This is a genomic window from Pseudomonas sp. 43mfcvi1.1 (assembly GCF_900115935.1).
Taxonomy (GTDB): Bacteria; Pseudomonadota; Gammaproteobacteria; order Pseudomonadales; family Pseudomonadaceae; genus Aquipseudomonas; species Aquipseudomonas bijieensis.
Genome location: NZ_UETT01000004.1, coordinates 479,695 through 496,839 on the forward strand (window position 1 = coordinate 479,695; position 17,145 = coordinate 496,839).

General features: G+C 61.3%; 16 protein-coding genes and 1 pseudogene. 9 read left to right on the top strand and 8 right to left on the bottom strand.

Annotated features, from left to right (window positions below):
• Window positions 1-117 precede the first annotated feature (117 nt).
• Window positions 118-339: pseudogene (locus DTP52_RS10755) on the top strand (OprD family outer membrane porin); the annotation flags it as partial.
• Window positions 340-577: 238 nt separating this feature from the next.
• Here the strand turns inward: DTP52_RS10755 and DTP52_RS10760 are convergent.
• The 6 genes from DTP52_RS10760 to DTP52_RS10785 form a co-directional block, all read right to left on the bottom strand.
• Window positions 578-979 (bottom strand): biopolymer transporter ExbD, encoded by a 402-nt coding sequence (locus DTP52_RS10760; protein WP_046061820.1) that lies wholly within the window; start codon window positions 977-979, stop codon window positions 578-580.
• Window position 980: 1 nt separating this feature from the next.
• The gene (locus tag DTP52_RS10765; RefSeq protein ID WP_109753340.1) at window positions 981-1,706 is read right to left on the bottom strand and encodes a MotA/TolQ/ExbB proton channel family protein; all 726 of its coding nucleotides are present in this window, start codon (window positions 1,704-1,706) and stop codon (window positions 981-983) included.
• 99 nt (window positions 1,707-1,805) lie between these two features.
• Window positions 1,806-2,609: an energy transducer TonB gene (locus DTP52_RS10770; RefSeq protein WP_109753341.1), complete on the bottom strand. Its 804-nt coding sequence runs from the start codon at window positions 2,607-2,609 to the stop codon at window positions 1,806-1,808.
• Window positions 2,610-2,657: 48 nt separating this feature from the next.
• Window positions 2,658-3,683 (bottom strand): ABC transporter substrate-binding protein, encoded by a 1,026-nt coding sequence (locus DTP52_RS10775; protein WP_109753395.1) that lies wholly within the window; start codon window positions 3,681-3,683, stop codon window positions 2,658-2,660.
• A gap of 22 nt (window positions 3,684-3,705) precedes the next feature.
• The gene (locus tag DTP52_RS10780) at window positions 3,706-4,518 is read right to left on the bottom strand and encodes an ABC transporter ATP-binding protein (RefSeq protein ID WP_109753342.1); all 813 of its coding nucleotides are present in this window, start codon (window positions 4,516-4,518) and stop codon (window positions 3,706-3,708) included.
• A 1-nt stretch (window position 4,519) separates the two neighbouring features.
• A complete protein-coding gene (locus DTP52_RS10785) occupies window positions 4,520-5,404 on the bottom strand; it encodes an ABC transporter permease (protein ID WP_109753343.1) in 885 nt (294 codons plus the stop codon).
• A 385-nt stretch (window positions 5,405-5,789) separates the two neighbouring features.
• Here DTP52_RS10785 and DTP52_RS10790 point away from each other — a divergent pair, with 385 nt between their 5' ends.
• Window positions 5,790-6,878, top strand: coding sequence for an LLM class flavin-dependent oxidoreductase (locus DTP52_RS10790; protein WP_109753344.1), 1,089 nt, complete (start codon window positions 5,790-5,792; stop codon window positions 6,876-6,878).
• Between the two features lie 235 nt (window positions 6,879-7,113).
• Here DTP52_RS10790 and DTP52_RS10795 read toward each other — a convergent pair whose 3' ends face one another.
• Entirely contained in the window at window positions 7,114-7,908 is a 795-nt protein-coding gene (locus DTP52_RS10795) for a class II aldolase/adducin family protein (RefSeq protein WP_109753345.1), read from the bottom strand.
• Between the two features lie 126 nt (window positions 7,909-8,034).
• Window positions 8,035-8,940, bottom strand: a complete 906-nt coding sequence (locus DTP52_RS10800) for a LysR family transcriptional regulator (RefSeq protein ID WP_162893845.1) — start codon at window positions 8,938-8,940, stop codon at window positions 8,035-8,037.
• A gap of 241 nt (window positions 8,941-9,181) precedes the next feature.
• On the opposite strand from DTP52_RS10800, the gene DTP52_RS10805 reads away from it, so the two are divergent.
• The 7 genes from DTP52_RS10805 (at window position 9,182) to DTP52_RS10835 (ending at window position 16,981) form a co-directional block, all read left to right on the top strand.
• Window positions 9,182-9,790, top strand: a complete 609-nt coding sequence (locus DTP52_RS10805; protein WP_109753347.1) for a cysteine dioxygenase — start codon at window positions 9,182-9,184, stop codon at window positions 9,788-9,790.
• Window positions 9,787-11,370, top strand: coding sequence for a rhodanese-related sulfurtransferase (locus DTP52_RS10810; protein ID WP_109753348.1), 1,584 nt, complete (start codon window positions 9,787-9,789; stop codon window positions 11,368-11,370). Before DTP52_RS10805 ends, DTP52_RS10810 begins: the two co-directional genes overlap by 4 nt.
• Window positions 11,371-11,471: 101 nt before the next feature.
• Complete coding sequence (locus tag DTP52_RS10815) at window positions 11,472-12,425, top strand: ABC transporter substrate-binding protein (protein WP_109753349.1); 954 nt, start codon at window positions 11,472-11,474, stop codon at window positions 12,423-12,425.
• A 12-nt stretch (window positions 12,426-12,437) separates the two neighbouring features.
• Entirely contained in the window at window positions 12,438-13,790 is a 1,353-nt protein-coding gene (locus DTP52_RS10820) for an LLM class flavin-dependent oxidoreductase (RefSeq protein ID WP_109753350.1), read from the top strand.
• Complete coding sequence (locus DTP52_RS10825; protein ID WP_109753351.1) at window positions 13,787-14,779, top strand: ABC transporter substrate-binding protein; 993 nt, start codon at window positions 13,787-13,789, stop codon at window positions 14,777-14,779. Before DTP52_RS10820 ends, DTP52_RS10825 begins: the two co-directional genes overlap by 4 nt.
• Window positions 14,780-14,837: 58 nt before the next feature.
• Window positions 14,838-16,025, top strand: coding sequence for an acyl-CoA dehydrogenase family protein (locus tag DTP52_RS10830; protein WP_109753352.1), 1,188 nt, complete (start codon window positions 14,838-14,840; stop codon window positions 16,023-16,025).
• A complete protein-coding gene (locus DTP52_RS10835; RefSeq protein ID WP_109753353.1) occupies window positions 16,022-16,981 on the top strand; it encodes a D-isomer specific 2-hydroxyacid dehydrogenase family protein in 960 nt (319 codons plus the stop codon). Before DTP52_RS10830 ends, DTP52_RS10835 begins: the two co-directional genes overlap by 4 nt.
• Window positions 16,982-17,145 lie beyond the last annotated feature (164 nt).

Here is a 17,145-nt window from a genome sequence, read left to right on the forward strand (position 1 = left end):
GCCTCACCCTTTTTACTAGACCTCAAGACTGTCGGCATGCGGAGCGCGCAAGCGCCTCCCTCTGAGGGGGCGTGCACGCCGCAAACACCAAAAACAACAACAAAAGGTGCATTCGAGATGGCAATAAAACGTACGACGTCGGTGACGATCCTGCTGTTTTCCTCTGCGGCGCCAAACGCCTTTGCAGACTTTGTCGGTGACACACAGACAAGCCTGGAATTACGCAACTTCTACTACAATCGAGACTTTCGTAACGAAGGGGCCAGCCAATCCAAACGCGATGAGTGGGCTCAGGGCTTTATTTTGAATCTACAGTCCGGATTCACCGAGGGCCCAGTCGCGACTTGCCCCGGTCACCAGGCCAGATGGAGGTGATTGGGGCGCATATTTTTCCGTTCTCCACGTCGAGATGATGTCAAAGAACGTTGGACTCCCTCCACATCACCTAGCCAATACCAGGTGAGAGGACCGCATGCCCCTCGCCTGCCTGGACAGGAATCGGCATCCTGATGGCTGCCTTGATGCTGGTGTAGTGATCGCTACAAAACACAGCCCCGGAAATGCTCGCACCACACCTCTACTTCGCGGTAATCACCGACAGCTTGCTGATCCCCGCCCGCTCGATGGACGCCATGGCCCGGGCCACCTCGCCATAATTCACGCCGTTGTCCGCCTGCAGTTGCACCCGTACATCAGGGTTCTTCGCCTTGGCGGCTTGCAGGTTCGACTCCAGCAGATCCGCCTGGATCTCATCCTTGTTGATGAACACCTTGCCCTTGTCGTCGATGCTCACCACCAGCGGGTCTTTCTGTTCCACTGGCGCCACTGACTCGGTCTTTGGCAGGTTGATGGGAATGGCGTTGGTCAGCAGCGGCGCGGTGACGATAAACACCACGAGCAGCACCAACATGACATCCACCAGTGGCGTGACGTTGATCTCACTGAGCACTTCGTCGCTGTCTTGTGTGGAGAAGGCCATGTCAGGACGCCTCCTTCACTTTCTGTCCGGCGACGGTCGCACCAGGCTTGTTCAATACCGGGTGCAGCAACACGCGGAACGCATTCTTCTGGGCCAGGCTGTAGAAGTCATGGGCAAAGTCGTCGAGGTCGGCGGCGGTCAGCTTCAGGCGGCGCAGGAAGTAGTTGTAGACCAGCACCGCCGGCACCGCGACGGCGATACCGACGCCGGTGGCGACCAGCGCGGCACCGATCGGGCCGGCAACGGTTTCAAGGCTGGCCGAGCCCGCGGCACTGATACCTTTGAGAGCCGACATGATGCCCCAGACGGTGCCGAACAAACCGATAAAGGGCGACGTGCTGCCAATGCTCGCCAGGATTGCCAAGCCACTTTCCAATGACCGGCGTTCCCGCACGATCTGCTGGCGCAAGGCGCGCTCGAGCCGGTCCTGGTGATTGATCGACTGGCTCAGGTCGGTGGCTTGCAGGCCTTCCGGCACCTGGATCGCAGCATAGCCGGCCAGTGCCACTCGGGCTGCCGCACCCGGTTGGCTTTGGGCCAACTCGGCGGCGGAATCGAGACTGGAGGCGGCCCAGAAGCGCTTATGGAATTTGCGGTCCTGGGTCTTGAGACGAGTGAATTGCACGCCCTTGAGCAAGGCAAGGCCCCAGGTCGTGACGGAAAAAAGGATCAACAGCCAGATGACGGCGTGTTCGATGGATTCAAAAGGCGATGCAATCAGGTTCATGGTCAGGCTCTCCAACAAGGCGCTAAGTCAGTTGTAGCGGTATCGGTTGTAGCGATGCGCCTTTTGTCAGGTGGCCCGCGGTCTGTCGGTTGCGTTGAGTTACTTGATCTTGAAGTCAATGGGCACGCTGACCCACCCGTCCACGGCGACGTCCCCCTGCTTGGCCGGAACAAAACTCCAGCGCTTGACCGCCGCCAGCGCAGCGTCGTCGAGTTGATCGCGGCCGCTGCTTTTCTGGAGCTGGACCTCACCGGGTTTGCCGCTGGCCAGGACATGCACCCGCAACAGCACCGTGCCTTCCCAGCCGCGACGCATTGCCAGCGACGGATATTCCGGCGCCGGATTTTTCAGGTAACCGGCGCTGGCCGAAGGTGGCGTCACCGGTTTCGGCGCGGGCGGCGCCGGGGCCACGACCGGTTGCGGCGGTGCCGGAGCTACCGGTGGCTGCTCCACCGGCTTGGCTACGGGTTTTGGCACCGGCTTGACCACCGGTTTGGGTTTGGGAATCGGTTTAGGCGGCGGTGGCTTGATGGCCAATTCATCCTCAACCGGCGGCGGTGGCTCGACCACAGGTTGCGGAATCGGTGCGGGTGGTGGAGGCTCCACCACCGGCGGCGCGGGCTGGGAAAACTCGATGGTCATCGGCGGAATCTCCGGCGGTACCACGGGCAATACCGGCGCAGGCGCCTGGTTGACCCAGACAATCACCGCGCCATGCAGCACCAGGACGAATACCCCCAGCAAGAGCCCTTCGCGACGACTCGATACGCGTTTGGGCGTGGTGTGCAACCGCGACAGCGCCAAAGGTTCGCGGAACACCCGGCCAAGATCCAACAGCTCGCCACTCGGCAGCGGGCGTCGGAATACCTCCAGGGCACGGGTGGCGCTCTGAACATTGCCCATTGCTTGACTCCTATAAATGTCCAAATTGAACACGCACCAGTTCCTGGGCTAACGCGCCGATTCCGATTGCGTCAGCGTCAAAGGCGTCGGGGAAAACACCTGCTGATCCGTCAGCGCCTTAACGTCGACTCGATGGGGAAAAATCTTCTTTGCCACGAACAAATCGTCAACCTGTTGCAGGGCCTGGACGTCTTGCGCCTCGACCGGAACCAGCGACTCGTCGCCCCAACTGCGCAAGGTCTGCGAGACTTCAAGGGGAATGTCGTTAACCTTGGCAAAGACCCGGGCGTACTCGTCGCGATTGTCCTGCGCCCATTCGAAAGCCTTGGCAAAACGTCCGAGGACATCACTCAACGCCTTGCGCTTGAGCGGGTCATTCAGGACTTCATCTGAGGCCGTGATAAACGTCAGCCCCGAGTTGATGCCCTCGCCGCTGAGCAATACCCGGGCGCCCTTCTGCTCAGCGAAAGCCTGGTACACACCAAACGTCGCCCAGGCTTCGATTTTTCCGGCGTTGAACGCTGGCAACGCATCGGTCGGCAGGACAAACCCCACGTTGACGTCTTTCTCATCGACCCCGGCGTTGGCCAGTGCACGGATCAGCAGGTACTGGGAAATGCTGCCTCGGGCCGACGAAACCACGACGTTGCGGCCTTTCAGATCGGCGACGCTGCGGATCGTTGAATCCGGCGGGACCAGAATCGCGATGCCTCGTGACTGGCCGCGCCGCACCGCGACAATCCGTAACGGCGTGCCTCCCGTTGCCGCCGCAAGCACCGGCGTGTCACCCGCCGGCGCCAGGTCGACAGCGCCGGCCCGCAGGGCTTCGAACAACGGCGCGGCGCCCTGGAAGTTCGCCCACTGCACCTTGTACTCGATCCCTTCCAATGCGTTCGACGCTTCCACCACCGTACGCAAACCCTTGGCCTGATCGCCCAGCACCAGCGTCACGCTGGACAAGTCGGGAGCCTTGGCCGTAGGTGATTGGCTGTCGCTGTTATCTTTGCACCCTGCAAGCACGAATGCGGCACCGACCAATAGCACGGCCGTGGTCTTCCAGGTGCGCCTGGGCATGGCGAACGCCTTCATCGACAGATCATCCATGGGCAAAACGCCGGACGCTGCTGGCCGTAGCCTGACGTGCAGCGCCATTTGCCTGGGCCGCGGGTTCCAGCGTTTCAACACCCAACAGTTTCAGCAAGCGCGCACGGATATTCTGGAAGCCTTCCTGGCCGGTGTCCCGTGCCCTGGGCAGATCGATCGTCAATTGTTCAGCGATCTTGCCGTTGGCCAGCACGATGACCCGATCGGCCAGCAGGATCGCTTCGTCCACATCGTGGGTCACCAGCAACACAGCAGGTGTGTGTTTGCGCCATAAGTCGATGATCAGCCGATGCATGCGGATCCGGGTCAGCGCATCGAGCGCGGCGAACGGCTCGTCAAGCAGCAACAACTTTGGCTCGCGCACCAGCCCGCGAGCCAGCGCCACCCGCTGGGCTTCGCCACCAGACAGCGTCGCCGGGTAGGCCTCCAGCCGATGGGCCAGGCCCACCTCGGTCAGGGCTTCTACCGCACGAGTCTTGGCATCGGGAACGCGCAGACCAAGAATCACGTTCTTCCAGGCCCGTTTCCAGGGCATCAGCCGGGGTTCCTGGAACACTGCCGCCCGCGCCCTGGGCACGCGCAGTTGACCGCTGTCGATGCTGTCGAGTCCTGCCAGGCTGCGCAGCAAGGTGGTCTTGCCCGAACCGCTGGCGCCGAGCAGCGCGACGAACTCCCCCGGGGCGATGTCCAGGTCCAGGCCATCGATGACCCGTTGCTGGCCAAATTGACGCACCACATTGCGCAGTTGCACAGGCGCTACAGCATCCGTGGTTTTGGATGCCTCCACGAGATCAATGCTCGACATATCAGTTCCTCACAAAAGTTGGGCGCCAGGCCAGGGCAAATCGCTCCAGCGTGCGGATCAATCCGTCGATCAACAGGCCGAGGACGCTGTAGATCAGCAGGCAAATCACGATCACGTCGGTGCGCATGAAATCTCGCGCATCACTGGCCAGGTAGCCGATGCCGGCGGTGGTGTTGATTTGCTCGACGAAAACCAGGGCCAGCCAGGAAATTCCCAGGGAGTAGCGCAGGCCGACGAAAAACGAGGGCAAGGAACCGGGCAGGATCACGTGCCAGATCAGCTCTCGACGGCTCAGGCCCAAGGTGTTGGCGGCCTCGATCAGCTTGGGGTCGATATTGCGAATGCCGGCAAACAGATTCAGGTACACCGGGAAAGTGGTGCCGATGACGATCAGCGCGATCTTGGTGAACTCGCCAATGCCGAACCAGAGGATGAACAGCGGCACGAGGGCCAGCGAAGGGATGGTGCGCAGCATCTGCATCGGCGAATCGAGGACCACCTCGCCGCGTTTCGACAGGCCGCTGATCAGCGCCGCGATCACACCGATCGTTACGCCGATGCTCAGCCCCACGAGCGCCCGTTGCAGCGAAACCAGCAGATGCCTGCCAAGCTCACCCGAGACGATCATGGCCCATAGCGTTCCGCCGATCTGCGACGGCGCGGCAATGACCCGCGGCGGGATCAGGCCCCAGCGCGACGCCAGCTCCCACAGCAGCAGGAGCACAAGCGGACTGATCAAGCGCAACAACGCCTCTGGCGTGCGCCAATGACGCAACCAGTCGGGAGCCAGTCTCGACGCACCTTGCCGCGCTGCGTTGAGACGCACGGTCTTCTCGACGAAAAAAGAGCTGCTGGTGCCCCGTGTCTCGAAAATCTTGTCGCTCATCAGGCTTCCTTCCTCATATAGAACATGGCCAGAGGCGCCATGCATCAGCTTCGGACTCATGCTATTCGCATAAAAAAACCCAGTGAAATTCTTTTTAGGAATAACCTAATATGTTTAAAAATCAGATGTAGCAAACTCCAAATGAATTATTTGCATAATAATTCGCTACGGGCAGCGTCGATGGAGGGCACACGGACCATTCGCTATAAAATGCAAATATCTGATAACAAGATAAATAATTGATTAAAATATTTGATAATTACCATAGAACAAATCGGCATTTCACAGGCCTGCCCCTCTACGCCTACTTTGCTGTCACGGACCGACCCCTCGCCCGGTGGAGGCTCAATCACGCCAATTCAGTGAAAATGAAAAGGAATCCACCATGAGTGTTGAATTTATCGGTTTCATCGGCGGCCACCACGCCTCGGAGATCCATCCACGCAGTGGCCCAGTCCTGCAACCCGAGTACGTGGAGAAAGTGGCCCGGGCCCACGAGGAGGCCGGTTTCGACCGGGCGTTGGTCGCGTTTCATTCCAATAGCCCGGACAGCACACTGATCGCCTCACACGCCGCCAGCGTGACGAAAAACCTGAAGTTCCTCATCGCCCATCGACCGGGGTTCGTTGCACCGACCCTGGCCGCTCGCCAGTTCAATACGCTGGACGTATTCAATGGCGGGCGCACCGCCGTCCACATCATCACCGGTGGCGATGATCGCGAGCTGCGTGCCGACGGTAGCTACATCGGCAAGGACGAGCGCTATGCCCGCACGGATGAATACCTCGACGTGCTGCGCCAGGAATGGACCCGCGAAAAGCCTTTCGACTATCAAGGCAAGTATTACCAATTCGAAGGCGCACACTCGGACGTGAAATCGCCGCAGCAACCGCATATCCCGCTGTACTTCGGCGGGTCGTCAGCGGCCGCCATCGCGGTGGCGGGCAAGCATGCGGACGTCTATGCATTGTGGGGAGAAACCTACGAGCAAGTGCGCGAGGTGGTACATCAGGTGCGTGCCGAAGCCGCCAGGCATGGTCGTAGCATCCGCTTCAGCCTGTCGTTGCGACCGATTCTGGCAGACACCGAAGAGCAAGCCTGGGAGCGCGCCGAGCGCATCCTGCAACAGGCAAGCGCACTGGCCAGACAGAATGGATTCGTGCGCCGGGAACCACCGAACGAAGGCTCGCGACGCCTGCTGGCAGCGGCAGCCCAAGGCTCGCGCCTGGACAAGCGGCTGTGGACCGGCATTGCTGGCCTGCTCGGCGCACAGGGTAACTCGACATCCCTGGTGGGCACTCCGGAACAAGTGGCAGAAGCGCTGCTCGACTACTACGACCTGGGCATCACCACCTTCCTGATCCGCGGCTTCGACCCACTGGAGGACGCCATCGATTACGGCAAGCGCCTGATCCCCCTGACCCGGCAATTGGTTGCCGAACGCGAGCGCCAGGCGGCGGAAAAGGTGGCCTGAAAGCGCCATACAGGCATTGCGGGGAGCGAGCTTGCTCCCACAATGTTTCCGGCTGCCGCCGGATCAACATTCACACATCGATATTCTGTGGGAGCGAGCCTGCTCGCGATGGCGTCGGATCAGTCGGTATTGATGTTGACTGGTCCGCAGCCATCGCGAGCAGGCTCGCTCCCACAAAAAGCTCCCCACAATAGGAATGTGCCGGTTGCAACTTCCAGCACATTCGCCCATAGGCTCAGTTCTTGTAGTCCAGATCGGTCCTTTCCAACTGCCGGATCAGCGCATTCCAATGCCGCGCAACCCCCGGTCCATCGCCTCTCTTGAGCGCCTCGGCCTGGGTTTCGACCTTGGCTACGACGTCGGCCGGCGGGAAGACCAGCTCGGCGTTGCCAGCGGCCTGCGCCGCGATCTGGATGTTGCAGGCGCGCTCCAGGCCTTGCAGTTGCTGGAACGCATGTTCGACGCTGACGCCCGCGGTCAGTAGCCCATGGTTACGCAGGATCAGCACGCTCTTGTCCCCCAGGTCCGCCACCAGTCGCTCACGCTCGTCGAGGTCCAGCGCAATGCCTTCATATCCGTGGTAGGCCACCCGCCCGGAAAAGGCGATGGAATGCTGGGAGATCGGCAGTAAACCGTCCCGCTGGGCGGACACCGCGATGCCATCGCGGGTGTGGGTGTGCAGAACGGCTTGCAGATCAGGCCGTGCACCATGGATCGCGCTATGGATCACATAGCCGGCGTGGTTGATGCCAAGTCCTGTCGGGTCGTCGACGAGGGTACCGTCGACGTCGACCTTGACCAGGTTGGAAGCGGTAATTTCATCGAACAACAACCCGAACGCGTTGATCAGGAAATGCTCTTCAGGCCCGGGCACTCGCGCGGAAAAATGCGTGTAGATGTGATCGGTCCACTTGAACAAGGCCGCCAGCCGGTAGGCTGCGGCCAGCTTCACGCGCACTTCCCACTCTTCGGGAGTGACGCGTTGGCGGACATTTTTCGAGGCGCTGGATAGCGGGCTGACGCTGCTCATGACAAGACTTCCTGGATGGACTAGGGATCTCCAGCAAGCCTAGGGGAAGGTAAAAAATAATAAAAAGCACATTTTAATCTAAGCTAATTATTATTTTTTTTTATTATAGATCATCGTCCGTATTCCTTACGCAGCACTCTTGATCTTCTGCAATGATCCGGCCACCAGCTTGCCGAAGGCATCCACTGGCCCTTGCAGGTTGCCGAGGAAGTGCGGATAGATCAACCACAGGTCCATCACTGGCTTGAAGTCCTTGAGGGGCATCGCGGCCAGCTGATCACGGTGGGCGCTGCGCTCCAGCAACGGACGCGGCACCAGGCCAAGGCCCAGGCCATCGGCGACCAGGCCCAATTGCAATTCAGTGCCGAAGGTCTCCAGGTTGACCCGCAGGGCCAAGCCCTGGTCCGACAAGGTCCGCTGCAGCCCGGCGCGAAAACCGCAGCCGTCGGGATTGAGTACCCAGCCATTCTGATAGACATCAGCCAACTTGCAGGGGCGCTTGGGCAGTTGCGCCTTGGCACAGACCACGACCAACTCCATCTTGCCGATCGACTCGCCAACAATGTTGTCGGGAAAAATCTTGCCAGCGGGAAATAATGCAGCCGCCGCATCCAACTCGCCGCGCTCGATCTTGCCGACCAACTGACTGCCCCAGCCCGTGGCCACCTGGGCGCGCAGTTCGGGATACTCGACGCGCAAATGCTTGAGGGCATCGAGCAACACCACATCACCGATCGTTTGCGGAACGCCCAGGCGCAACAACCCGGTAGGCGGCGCGTCGGTGGCGACCAGTTCGCGCAGCGCATCCATCTCCCGCAGGATCAAACGACATTGCTCATAGACCCGCGTACCGATCAAGGTCGGCTTGAGCGGCTTGGTATTGCGGTCGAACAACTCCACCCCCAAGGCCTGCTCGAAGTTCTGCACGCGCCGCGTGATCGCCGGTTGCGTCAGTTGCAACGTCTCGGCGGCATGGCTGATGGACTGGCAACGAATCACTTCGACAAAGGCGTCAATATCGTCAATTTTCATTTGGCCCGCACATAGAGAACAGTCAATAAGATGTTTGAAAAGCATAAAGCCCTGCGAAAAAGCATAGTGCCATTGCGCCAATCTGGATAGCCCGGCCGACCTATCGATAACATCTAACACTAGTCAAACGGATTCTAAATTCTTTTCAGCTATAACCTAATCATAAAAAAATAGCATATTAAGAAAAATCATTATGCTTAAATCCTGATATCGAATTTTCACCACGACGATGGAATCCGCCATGACCCAGGCCCGACACCCGGAGAGACTCAGAGCATTCATAGGCGCCCTGGCAGAGCTGATCGACGGCAATCCCCGCGAGGGTGATCTGCTGCATCGCGGCGGCAAGTTGCTTGCACAACTGGTCAGCCATGACGACTGGCTGCCCGAAGCGTTCGCCAAGCCAGACCCAGAGCGCTATCAGCAATACCTGCTGCACGCCGATTCGCGGCAGCGTTTCAGTGTCGTCAGTTTTGTCTGGGGGCCAGGGCAACGCACGCCGATCCATGACCATCGGGTCTGGGGCCTGATCGGCATGTTGCGCGGTGCAGAGCATTCACAAGGCTTTGCTCGCCATCCCGATGGCAGCCTGGCACCCGAGGGTTCGCCGATTCATCTGCTGCCCGGCCAGGTCGAAGCCGTCTCTCCCCGGATCGGCGACATCCATCAGGTCAGCAACGCCTTCGACGACCAGGTTTCCATCAGCATCCATGTCTATGGTGCCAACATCGGCGCCGTACACCGCGCGGTGTACCAGCCCGACGGCAGCGAGAAACTGTTCATCTCCGGTTATTCCAACGCCTTCCTCCCCAATATCTGGGACCTGTCCAAAGAGAGCCAAGCCCTATGAGCACCGTACGTACCCGCTCCTACTCGCAGATTCGCCAGGCGTTGCTGAACCGTGAAGAGCTGGCCCTCATCGATGTGCGCGAAGAGGCCCCCTTCGCCCAGGGCCATCCATTGTTCGCAGCCAACATTACCCTGTCGAAGCTGGAACTCGAGGTCTACTCGCGCATCCCGAGGCGCGATACCCCGGTGACGGTCTATGACAATGGTGAAGGCCTGGCCGACATTGCGCGCCAACGCTTGCAAGGCCTGGGTTACGTCAATGTGAGCGTGCTCGAAGGCGGCCTGGAAGGCTGGCGCAAGGCCGGCGGCGAGCTGTTCATCGACGTCAATGTGCCGAGCAAGGCCTTTGGTGAACTGGTGGAAAACCAGCGCCATACACCGTCGCTGGCGGCGGAAGAGGTCAAGGCGCTGCTCGACAACGAGGCCGACGTGGTGGTGCTCGATGCCCGGCGCTTCGACGAATACCAGACCATGAGCATTCCCGGCGGCATCAGTGTACCGGGGGCGGAACTGGTGTTGCGTGCCCGGGCGCTGGCTCCGGATCCGTCAACCCGAATCATCGTCAACTGCGCCGGGCGCACCCGCAGCATCATCGGCACCCAGTCACTGATCAATGCGGGCATCGCCAACCCGGTGTCCGCCCTGCGCAACGGCACCATCGGCTGGACCCTGGCCGGCCAAACGCTGGAGCACGGCCAGTCACGTCGATTCGCCGACAGTGGCGAGGAACATCGAGACATTGCCGCCGGCGATGCTCGCCGCGTTGCCGACAAGGCGCTGGTGGGTCGTGCCAGCCTTGCCGACTTGCACCGCTGGCAACAGGAGCCGACACGCAGCACCTACCTGTTCGACGTACGCACCCCGGAGGAATTCGAGGCCGGTCACCTGCCCGCTTCCCGCTCCACCCCCGGCGGGCAACTGGTGCAGGAAACCGATCACTTCGCCAGTGTTCGCGGCGCGCGCCTGGTACTGGTCGATGACGACGGCGTACGGGCCAATATGACCGGCTCCTGGCTCGCGCAATTGGGTTGGGACGTGTACGTACTGGATGATTTGCAACCCGCGCACTTCAGTGAACAGGGCTCGTGGAAAGCTCCCGTTCCTGTGCCGCCACAGGCCGAGGAGATCAGCCCTGACACCCTTGCCCAGTGGCTGGCCGAGGGTGACACGGTGGTGCTGGATTTCACCAGCAGCGCCAACTACGTCAAGCGCCACATCCCGGGTGCCTGGTGGGTATTGCGCGCGCAACTGAGCGAAGCCTTGAGCAAGGTTTCGCCCGCTCAACGCTACGTCCTGACCTGCGGCAGCAGCCAGTTGGCACGACTGGCGGTCGCCGAGGTCGAGGCCATTACCGGCAAAGCCGTTTTCCTGCTGCGCGACGGCACCGCTGCCTGGATTGCTGCGCAATTGCCGCTGGAACATGGCGAAACCCGCCTCGCCTCGCCGCGCATCGACCGTTACCGCCGGCCTTACGAGGGCACCGACAGCCCACGGGAAGCCATGCAGGCGTACCTGGATTGGGAGTATGGCCTCGTCGACCAACTGGCCCGCGACGGCACTCATGGTTTTTACGTCATCTGAATGCACAGGGGGGGGCGCAATGATCGCCCCCTTCTACACCAGCCGACCCCTTCTCCAGGCGGAGGCGACTGAACGCAACACTTTTAGCCTGGAGCCCCGCGATGCGCCTGACCCTGCCCCTGCTGTTAATCACCCTTGCCTTTGGCTCGGTCCACGCCACCGACTTGCAACCGCTGCGAGTTGCCAATCAGAAGTCCACCATCAAGGCCCTGCTGGAAGTGTCCGGCGAGCTCAAGGACGTGCCTTACGATATCCAGTTTTCCGAGTTCCCCGCCGCCGCGCCACTGGGCGAGGCGCTGAATGCCGGTGCCGTGGATATCGGCGCCCTGGGCGATGCTCCCTACGTGTTCGCCCTGGGCGCCGGAGCGTCGCTCAAGGTCGTCAGCATCATCCACGCCGAAGGACGCAACACGACTGCCATTCTTGTTCCCAAGGACTCCCCTATCAAGGCTGTCGCCGATCTCAAGGGCAAGCGCATCGTCACCACACGAGGCTCCATCGGGCACTACTTGGCTATCAAGGCCCTGCGCAGCGCAGGCCTGAGTACCGCAGACGTGGAGTTCGTTTTCCTGCTGCCCAGCGAATCCCGGCTGGTGCTGGATAACGGCACCGCGGACGCCTGGTCGACCTGGGACCCCTTCACCACCGTCGTCACCGCGCAAAGCCAGGCCAAGGTCCTGGTCAGCGGCAGCAACCTGCTGAGCAATCATCTCTATCTCGCCGCCACCAGCCAGGCCATCGCCGATAAACGCCAGCAATTGGACGACTTTGTCGCCCGGGTCGACCGGGCCTATCGCTGGAGCAACGACCACCCCAACGAGTATGCCGCTGCGCAGGCCAAAATCACTGGCTTGCCCCTGGAGGTGCACCTGACGGTAGCCAACGCGACCCACATGCAGCCGGTGGTCATTGACGACGCGGTAGTCAGTGGCCTGCAGACAACCGCTGACATTTATCAGGAGGAAGGCCTGCTGACTCGACACATCGATGTCTCCCAGGGCTTCGACAAGAGCTTCAACACCCTGCGTGCCCCCCTCACCCAGGCTTCGCGCTAAAGGAGCAGAACCATGAGCAAACAACGCCCACTCAAACTCGGAGCAATGGTCCACGGCGTCGGCCACGGCTGGGGCGAATGGCGCCATCCGCAGGCACAACCCAACGCCAGTACCGACTTCGGTTTCTACAAGCAACAGACACTCCTGGCCGAAGGCGCCAAGTTCGATTTCGTGTTCATCGCCGACAGCCTGCACATCCATGAAAAATCCAGTCCGCACTACCTCAACCGCTTCGAGCCGCTGACCATCCTCTCGGCCCTGGCGGCGCTGACATCCAACATCGGCCTGGTGGCCACCGTCACCGTCAGCTACACGGAGCCCTACCAGGTGGCGCGCCAGTTCGCCTCGCTGGACCATATCAGCGGCGGGCGCGCCGGCTGGAACGTGGTGACGTCGTGGCTCAGCGGTACCGCTGATAATTTCGGCAAGAGCGAGCACCCGCCCCATGCCGTGCGCTACCGGATCGCCAAGGAACACGTGGCGGTGGTCAAGGGGCTGTGGGATTCCTGGGAAGACGACGCTTTCACCTACGACAAAAAAACCGGCGAGTTCTTCGCCCCCGGCAAGCTGCACGCGCTGGAGCACAAGGGCGAATTTTTCTCGGTGAAGGGCCCGCTCAACATCGCCCGCTCCCGGCAAGGCCAACCGGTGATTTTCCAGGCTGGTACTTCCGAGGACGGGCGTAACTTCGCCGCCGAGAATTCCGATGCGATTTTCGTCGGAGCCGAAAATTTCGAAGAAGCGCGCGCCTATTACCAGGACCTCAAACGCCGCGCCAACGGCTTTGGTCGCGATGCGGCACAACTGTCGATCCTGCCCGGAATCCGTCCGATCGTGGGTCGCGATGAAGCCGAAGTCGAAGACCGCTACCAGCAAGCGGTGTCACTGGTGAGCATCGAAGACGCAATCGTCGCCCTCGGCCGCCCCTTCAATGACCATGATTTCAGCCAATACCCGTTGGACGCCCCGTTTCCCGACCTGGGCGACCTGGGTGCCAACAGCCAGAAAGGCGGCTCGGAGCGGATCAAACAGCTGGCCCGCGACGAAGGCCTGACCTTGCGCGAAGTCGCCCTGCGCTTCTCCCAGCCACGGCGCGATTTTGTCGGCACCCCCGAACAGGTGGCCGACGCCATTCAAGCCTGGTTCGAGAAGGGCGCAGCCGACGGCTTCATCATCAATTCCCTGCTGCCGGACGGCCTGCAATATTTCACTGAACTGGTCGTGCCGATCCTGCAACAACGTGGTTTGTTTCGCAGCGAATACAGCGGCAATACCCTGCGGGACAACCTGGGCTTACCGGTGCCCACCAATCGCTATGCACCGACGGCCCGAGCGAATGATGCAACCCGCGAGGCCGTGGCATGAAACAGATCAATCGTCGCGACTTCCTCACTGCCAGTTCCTTCGCCCTGGGCGCGCTGGGGCTGTCCTCGCTGAGCCTCGCCCCGCGAGTTTTCGCGCAAGGCAAGAGCCTTGCGGACCTGACCCTGGAGGTCGCCACCTACCGTGGACAGGACTCTTACTTCGTCGAAGACGCCGGCACCGGCAACACACCCTACAAAGTCGCATATTCCGAGTTCGCCGGCGGCAACCTGATCGTCGAAGCGCTGGCCTCCGGTAGTCTGGATGTCGGTGGCATGAGCGAAATCCCGCCCATCTTTTCCATCCAGAGCCATCGCCAACCCCGCCTGATCGCCGTCTTGCAAAGTGACGTGAACAACCAGGTATTCCTCATCCCCAAGGATTCGCCTATCGAATCGATCGGACAGTTGCGCGGCAAGCGGGTCGGCTATGTGCGCTCGACCACCTCCCACTATTTCCTGATCAAGGCCCTGAAGGAACAAGGCCTGACCATGAACGACATCACCGCGGTGGCGCTCACGCCCCAGGACGGTTTCAGCGCATTCCAGAGTGGCCAGCTGGATGCCTGGGTGATCTATGGCGTGTTCATCCAACTGGCGAAGTTCCGCAGTGGCGCCCGGGTACTCAAGACAGCCTTGGGCTACCTGTCCGGCAACTACCTGATCGCCGCACGACCCGCAGCCCTGGAAGACCCGCTACGCAAGCAGGCGATCCAGGACTACATCCAGCGCCAGGCACGCACCTGGGAGTGGATCAACAATAATCCCGAGCCTTGGGCGACCAAGTCGGCGCAATTGCTGGGCGTCGACAAAGCAGTGTTCCTCGACATGTACAACAACCGTAGCCAGCCCACGAAAATCATTGAAGTGAACGACCAGGCCATCGCCTCGCAACAGGAAGTCGCCGATCTGTTCTTCGCTGCCGGCGTGTTGAACGAACGGCTCGACGTGAGTCCGCTGTGGGACCGCAACTTCCGCCTGCTGCCACTGTGAGCCCTCTCGCCACGGGAGTTACAGCTGGCTCTTACCTTTTTGATCGAGTGAACCCGCCATGAGTCTTTCTTCCCTACGTCCACCCTTGTTGCAATCGGTTAATGTCACCGACTTCGACACAGTGCTCGAACGCCTCAGTCAACAATTGGCCGCGACCGCCCACGTCTATGACGAGAGCGGCGACTTCCCCCAGGACAACTTCAAGCTGCTGCACGAGCACGGCCTGCTGGCCCTGACGGTACCGAAGGCGCTCGGCGGTGGCGGCGCCAGCCTGGTGCAGGCGCGCAAGGTCATCGCTGCGGTCGCCAAGGGCGAACCCTCCACGGCCTTGATCCTGGTGATGCAATACCTCCAGCACTCGCGCCTGCAGGACAGCCGGACCTGGCCCGAAGCATTGCGCTTGCGCGTCGCCCAGGATGCCGTGCGCGACGGTGCGTTGATCAACGCCTTGCGCGTCGAACCTGACCTGGGCACGCCGGCCCGTGGCGGGCTGCCAGCGACTGTCGCCAGGCGCACCTCGGAAGGCTGGCGAATCAGCGGCCGCAAGATCTACTCCACCGGCAGCCATGGCCTGACATGGTTCAACGTCTGGGCCCGCAGCACCGATGAAGATCCACTGGTGGGCGCCTGGCTGGTCCACCGGGATACCCCAGGCATCAGCATCATCGAGGACTGGGACCACTTGGGTATGCGCGCCACCTGCAGTCACGAAGTGCTGTTCGACAACGTGCTGGTGCCGCTGGATCACGCGGTCAGCGTCAGCCCCTGGAGCGCGCCGCAGCCCGAACTCGATAGCGACGGCTTCCTGTGGATGGCGGTGTTGCTCGCGGCGGTCTACGACGGCGTCGCGCAAGCCGCCCGTGACTGGTTCGTGAGCTGGCTGGAACAGCGCAAGCCGTCCAACCTCGGTGCCACGCTGTCGACCCTGCCGCGCTTCCAGGAAACCGTCGGGCACATCGACACCTTGCTGTTCGCCAACCGCAGCCTGCTCGATGCTGCCGCCGAAGGGCGCACCCCCGCCCACCATGCCGCGCAATTGAAGTACCTGGTGACAGGCAACGCGATCCGTGCGGTCGAGCTCGCCATCGAAGCCTCCGGCAACCCGGGTCTGTCGCGGCACAATCCGCTGCAACGGCATTACCGCGACGTACTGTGCAGTCGCATCCACACCCCGCAAAACGATGCCGTGCTGCAGGGCGTCGGCAAAGCGGTGTTCGCTCAACGTCAGAAAAAGGACCTCCCATGAGCACCCTCGTGATCGCCAGCCAATTGGATGAAGACTTCAACCAGGTGATTCGCCAGCGCCTCGCGCTCACACATCCTGGCACCGAGGTCCTCGAGGTACCGGCCGGCGTCCCCAGTGACCTCCCGGCCACCGCCAGCGTGTTGCTGGCACGACCCATCAATGTGCGCGGCTACCTGGCGCCGGACACGCCGCCTCCGGGTTGGCCTTACGGTTTGAAATGGGTCCAGGTGGTGTCTTCGGGGATCGACTTCTACCCCAGGTGGCTGTTCGACGGCCCTGTGGTGAGTACGTCCAGGGGCAGTGCCGCCGAAAACATCGCCGAATTCGCCCTGGCGGCGATCTTCGCGGCAGCCAAGCGACTGCCGGACATCTGGGTGCACGATGCGCAATGGAATTTCACCGCCCTGACGCCTCTCAAGGGCAGTACGTTGGGGATCCTGGGTTTTGGTGCGATTGGCCGTAGCCTGGCGACCAAGGCCCACGCCCTGGGCATCAACGTGCTGGCGCTGCGTCAGAGCCAGACTCCCTTCGAAATCGAGGGAGTCGAGGCCGCGCGGGATATCCATGAGCTGTTTTCCCGAGCCGATCACCTCGTGCTGGCCGCGCCACTGACCGAGGCAACACGACATATCGTCAACAGCACGGTGCTCGCCAGCGCCAAGCCGGGCCTGCACCTGATCAACATCGCCCGTGGCGGTTTGCTTGACCAGGAGGCGTTGCTTGCAGCCCTGGACAGCGGACTCATTGGCCTGGCTTCTCTGGATGTCACCGAGCCCGAACCACTGCCCGACGGCCACCCGCTCTACACCCATCCTGGGGTACGTCTGTCACCCCACACTTCAGCGATCTCCAGCAACATTCGCTACGAAATCGCTGACAGCTTCCTGGCCAACCTCGAGCGTTTCCTGGCCGGACTGGCGCCAGAGAACCTGGCGAATGTACAGCGCGGGTACTGACCCCGGGCAATCCTGGCGGGAGACGTACATCCCATGTGGGAGCGAGCCTGCTCGCGATAGCGGTCGTTCAGTTTGTATCAATGCTGAATGTGCCAACGCCATCGCGAGCAGGCTCGCTCCCACAGGATTTGGGTACATTCGCATCGGCACAACATCAGAATTAC